Annotated in this window: 6 protein-coding genes; 3 read left to right on the forward strand and 3 right to left on the reverse strand. The window is 67.3% G+C overall.

The features are described from left to right. Positions 1 to 112 (reverse strand): LacI family DNA-binding transcriptional regulator (locus AB4Y99_RS25500; RefSeq protein WP_441525297.1); only part of this gene is annotated, 112 nt, incomplete at its 3' end. A gap of 165 nt (positions 113 to 277) precedes the next feature. Between AB4Y99_RS25500 and AB4Y99_RS25505 the strand changes: the two genes are divergently transcribed. Together AB4Y99_RS25505 and AB4Y99_RS25510 are read left to right on the forward strand one after the other, a co-directional pair. Beyond that, positions 278 to 1441: a dihydrodipicolinate synthase family protein gene (locus AB4Y99_RS25505; protein WP_441525293.1), complete on the forward strand. Its 1164-nt coding sequence runs from the start codon at positions 278 to 280 to the stop codon at positions 1439 to 1441. Positions 1442 to 1452: 11 nt separating this feature from the next. Then, positions 1453 to 2601: an acyl-CoA dehydrogenase family protein gene (locus AB4Y99_RS25510; RefSeq protein WP_441525294.1), complete on the forward strand. Its 1149-nt coding sequence runs from the start codon at positions 1453 to 1455 to the stop codon at positions 2599 to 2601. A gap of 21 nt (positions 2602 to 2622) precedes the next feature. On the opposite strand, the gene AB4Y99_RS25515 is transcribed toward AB4Y99_RS25510, so the two are convergent. After that, positions 2623 to 3981: a sensor histidine kinase gene (locus AB4Y99_RS25515; protein WP_441525295.1), complete on the reverse strand. Its 1359-nt coding sequence runs from the start codon at positions 3979 to 3981 to the stop codon at positions 2623 to 2625. Continuing rightward, the gene (locus AB4Y99_RS25520; protein ID WP_038367741.1) at positions 3974 to 4639 is read right to left on the reverse strand and encodes a response regulator transcription factor; all 666 of its coding nucleotides are present in this window, start codon (positions 4637 to 4639) and stop codon (positions 3974 to 3976) included. The genes AB4Y99_RS25515 and AB4Y99_RS25520 overlap by 8 nt, the downstream gene beginning before the upstream one ends. 107 nt (positions 4640 to 4746) lie before the next feature. Here AB4Y99_RS25520 and AB4Y99_RS25525 point away from each other — a divergent pair. Next, on the forward strand, positions 4747 to 5169 hold a 423-nt coding region (locus AB4Y99_RS25525; protein WP_441525296.1), incomplete at its 3' end, for an ATP-binding cassette domain-containing protein.

The following is a 5169-nucleotide window of genomic DNA, read 5'->3' on the forward strand; positions in this document are numbered from 1 at the left end:
CGGTGAGGACGAGCGAGACCGTCGATTTCGAGACGCCGGCAGCGTCCGCGATCTCGATGATCGTCACCTTCTTCTTGGTATCTTGGCCCTTGCTGCCCTGCGGCTGCGGCATCGTTTCGTCCCTGGGCGCACCGCGCTGTTCTTTTCTTGGAACGTTCCATTATCAGTGAATGATAAGCCAAGCAATATCCTCTTTCAAAGGATTTATGCCGGCTGTATAAGGCTCGAAATGCGTTTTTAAAATTGGAACGTTCCAATAAACAATCTGGAGGAAGCGATGGCCGAGATCACCCTGCCCCGCTCGGACGGCAGCAGCGAGCGCTACAGGCTTTCGCCGCCTTCGCCGTTCCCGCAGACGGCAAAGCCCAACGGCATCCGCACCGTCTATGCCGCCGCCCATGTCGTCGCCGCCCCGCTGAAGCAGCAGGAGCCCTGGCGCGTCCCGGCCGTGGATTGGGATGCGACGCTCGCCTTCCGCCGCCATCTCTGGGGCCTCGGCTTCAAGATCGCCGAGGCGATGGACACMTCCCAGCGCGGCATGGGGCTGGATTGGCCCAACGCCGCAGAACTGATCGCCCGCTCGCTGGCCGAGGCCAAGGCGACGCCCGGCGCTGACCTCGCCTGCGGCGCCGGCACCGACCAGCTCGATCCCCAGGCCGCGCACAGCCTCGACGATGTCATCCGCGCCTATGAGGAGCAGATCGGCCATGTCGAGAAGCACGGCGGCAAGATCATCCTGATGGCGAGCCGCGCGCTCTGCCGCGTCGCGAAGGGACCGGACGACTATCTCGCCGTCTATGGCCGCCTGATCCGCCAATGCAGCGGCAAGGTGATCCTGYACTGGCTCGGTGAGATGTTCGACCCGGCGCTCGCCGGCTACTGGGGCAGCCGCGATTTCGAGCCGGCGATGGAGACGGTGCTCACCCTGATCCGCGAGCACGCCGACAAGATCGACGGCATCAAGATCTCGCTGCTCGATGCCGGCAAGGAGATCGCGATGCGCCGCCGCCTGCCGGAAGGCGTGATCATGTATACCGGCGACGACTTCAATTATGCGGAATTGATCGGCGGCGACGAGCAGGGCTTCTCGCACGGTTTGCTCGGCATCTTCGATCCGATCGCAGCGGCCGCAGCGGCTGCCTTCGCGAAGCTGGAAGCGGGCGACCGCGCCGGCTTCCACGCGATCCTCGATCCCACGGTCGCGCTCTCGCGCCGGCTCTTCGAGGCGCCGACGCAGCATTACAAATGCGGCGTCGTCTTCCTCGCCTGGCTGAACGGCTTCCAGAGCCATTTCCGCATGGTCGGCGGCGCCGAATCCGCGCGCGGCATCCTGCACTATGCCGATCTTTTCCGCCTCGCCGATCAGTCCGGGCTGTTCTTCGAGCCGGAATTGGCAGCGCGCCGCATGGCACATCTCTGCGCCCTCAACGGCGTTGCCTGAGGAGGAAAGCCATGCACGCCCCCTTGCTCGACGCCGAAATCTACGACCAGATCCGTGAGACCGCCCGGCGCTTCGCCGAGGAAATCGTCAGGCCCGCCGCCAACGATCTCGACCGCGACGAGACCTTTCCCGCCGAGATTTACCGCCAGATGGGCGCGCTCGGCCTGTTCGGCATCACCGTGCCGGAGGCGAATGGCGGCGCCGGGCTCGATACCTATGCCTACTCCATCGTCATGGAGGAGCTCTCGCGCGGCTATGCCTCGGTCGCCGACCAGTGCGGCCTCGTCGAATTGATCGGCACGCTGCTCACCCGTTACGGCACGCCGGAGCAGCTCAAACGCCTGCCCGATATCCTCGCGGGCAAGACGCGCGTCGCCTATTGCCTGACCGAGGCCGAGGCGGGCTCCGACCTCTCCAATGTCCGCACGACCGCGCGCGAGACGGCGGAGGGCTATGTCATCGATGGCGGCAAGCTCTGGATCCACAACGCGCCGGTCGCCGATCTCGGCTTCGTGCTGGCCTCGACCGATCCGGCCGCCGGCCATCGCGGCATGAGCATCTTCCTGGTCGATCTGCATGCGCCCGGCGTCTCGCGCGGGCCGAAGGAGCACAAGATGGGCCAGCGCGCGAGCCAGGTCGGCGCGCTCAATTTCGATGGCGTCACGGTGCCGCGCGAGGCTCTGCTCGGCCCGAAGGGGCGCGGCTTCCACATCATGATGAGCGTGCTGGAGAAGGGCCGCGTCGGCATCGCCTCGCTGGCGGTCGGCATCGCCCAGGCCGGGCTGGAGGCGGCGCTAGCCTATGCCCGCGACCGGCGCCAGTTCGGCAAGCCGATCCTCGACAATCAGGGCCTGCAATGGATGCTGGCCGACATGGCCAAGGACATCGCCGCCGCCCGCGCGCTGGTCGAGCGGGCCGCGCTGCTGATCGACCACGAGAAGCCTGCGACCTCCGCCTCCTCGATGGCGAAATGCTTCGCCAGCGACATGGCGGTGGCGCAGACGGCCAATGCCGTGCAGGTCTTCGGCGGCTCCGGCTATATCCGCGGCTTCGAGGTCGAGCGGCTCTATCGCGACGCCAAGATCACGCAGATCTACGAGGGCACCAACCAGATCCAGCGCACCATCATCGCCAAGGAATTGATCAGGAACGGCGCCTGACGCTTCGGCGCGGCGACAGGGTCAGGAACGCGCGAGAACCAGGCGGATGCGCGTCATGGTGCTGTCGCGGGACAGCGCCAGCTCGCCCTTGTGAGCCAGCGCCACCTCGGCGGCGATGGAGAGGCCGAGCCCCGAGCCGCTCGACTCCGGCCCCTTGGCGAAGGGACGCGTGAACTCGGCCAGCGGCGCGGCAAAGCCGTCGCCATCGTCGGCGACCTCGATCCAGGCGGCGCCCCCATCGGCGCCCACCGTCACGACGAGCCGGCTGCGGGCGCCATGCCGCAAGGCGTTGTCGATCAGGTTGCTCAGCGCCTCGCGCAGGCTGACGGCGTCGCCGGAGACGATCGGCGCCTGCTCCGCCGGCACGAAGGCGATGTCGACCTCGCGCGGCAACGACAGCGGAACCGCCTTTGCCAGAACGCCCTTGGCGAGCTGGTTGAGATCGACGGCGGCCGCAACCGCGACATCTTTGCGGTGGATCACCATCGCATGGTCGAGGAGCTGCCCGGTGAGACGGCCGAGTTCCGCCGTCCGTTCATGGATGCGCTTGACGGTATCCGCCTTGCGCCGCGATGCGGGGGTGCCGATCAGGATTTCGACTTGCGCGTCGAGCGCCGCCAGCGGCGTACGAATCTGATGGGCGGCATCGGCGATGAAGCGCTGCATGATCGCCATCCGCTCTGAGAGGCGCCGCATGAAGTCGTCGATGGCCTGAACGAGATTGCGGATTTCAAGCGGCGGCTCCGCTTCGATCGGGCGCAGGTCGTCGGGGCGCCGGCTCGCGATCTCGCGCTCGATGCGGGTCAGCGGCTTCAGCGCCAGCGTCACCGCATAGGCGGCCGCAAACAGCGCGAGCACGCTCATCACGGCGATGACGCCGAGCGCCTTGAGCGTCAGGTCGCGAGCCAGCGCGCGCCGGGCGTCGGTCGTCTGGGCCACGACGATCGTCGACCAGTTGTTGGTTCCGGGCATGTCGATCTGCCGGGCGAGCGTCGCGATCCGCACCGGCTGGCCCTGATAGGTGCCGTCTTCGAGAACGACGCCAGCGCGGGTCTCCACCGGATCGGCGTCCGATACGAGATCCTCGTAGCCGGCGACGACGATGCCGCGCGGATCGACCACCTTGTAGAAGACGAGATCGTAGTCGGCGAGCGTCGCAATCGTGGAAACCGGCGGTTCGACCGTGACGACCCCGCCCTGGACATAGACGTTCTCGGCGATCTGCACCGCGCCGCCGCGCAGCAAGCGGTCATAGGCCTGCTGGGCCGCGAGCGAGGACGAATGCCAGGCGGCAGCCCCCAGCACGACCGCGCCCGCCGCCAGCACCGCCGTGAGCACGGCAATGATGCGGAAGCGCAGCGACAGGCGAAGGTCAGACAACCGCAAGCTGATAACCCAGTCCGCGCAGGGTCCGGATCTCCACCGGGGCGTCGGCCAGCTTGCGCCGCAGCCTTGCGACGAACTGCTCGACGGCGTTGGGGCTCGCCTCCTGGTCGAAGTTGAAGAGCTGCTCGATCAGCTCCTCCTTGGGCACGATCCGCTCCGGGCGCGCGGCGAGGATCTCGAGCACCGTCAATTCGCGGCGGGTCAGGTTGAGGGGCCTGTCGCCGACGCTCGCGACCCGCCCTGCCCGGTCGATGGCGAGTGGCCCGACGCGCAGCATGTTGTCGGATTGGCCGGCGCTGCGCCGCAGCAGCGCCCGCGCGCGGGCTTCGAGCTCGCCATAGTCGAAGGGCTTGACCAGGTAGTCGTCGGCACCGAGATCGAGCGCCCCGATGCGCTCGTCCACGGCGGAGCGCGCCGTCAGGACCAGCACGGGCGTCGCCAGCCGGCGGGCCCGCATCTGGCGCAGGATGGAGAGGCCGTCCTGCCCCGGCAGGCTGAGATCGAGGATGACGAGGTCGTAGGCCTGCACCGCCAGCAGCTCGGCGGCGGTCGTGCCGTCCTGCTCCCAGTCGACGGCATGGCCGATCTTCTCGAGCCGCATCACCACGGCTTCGGCGATGTCGGCGGTGTCTTCCACGACGAGCACGCGCAAGCGGATCGGCCTCTGGTTATCGAGTCAGGCTGGAGTCAGTCCCGCAGGCTATCACTGTCGGCAAGCGCCCATAAGTGCGCTCGGGAAACGAAAACAAGGGACGGTGCATGTTAGCCCCATTTGACGCCGCATCCGCGACTCCGCTGCTCTCGGTGGAGGGTGTGACGCTGCAATACAAGACGCCGGAYGTGGTSGTSACSGCGACGCGSCGCGTCTCCTTCGACGTCTAYCCGTCCGAYCGYTTCGTSCTGCTYGGCCCCTCSGGCTGYGGCAAGTCGACCCTGCTCAAGGCGATCGGCGGCTATCTCACGCCTGTCGAGGGCGAGATCAGCCTGAAGGGCCGAAAGGTCTCTGGCCCCGGCCCGGACCGGATGATGGTGTTCCAGGAATTCGACCAGCTCCTGCCCTGGAAGACGGTGCGCGAGAACGTGGTCTTCGCGCTGACGGCCTCCGGCCGGGCGATGCCGTCCGAAGCCGGGGAGCGCGCCCGCTCCTATATCGACAAGGTCGGCCTGACCAAGTTCATCGAC

Origin of the sequence: Allobosea sp. TAB14 (assembly GCF_052113865.1) — a bacterium.
GTDB lineage: Bacteria > Pseudomonadota > Alphaproteobacteria > Rhizobiales > Beijerinckiaceae > Allobosea > Allobosea spartocytisi.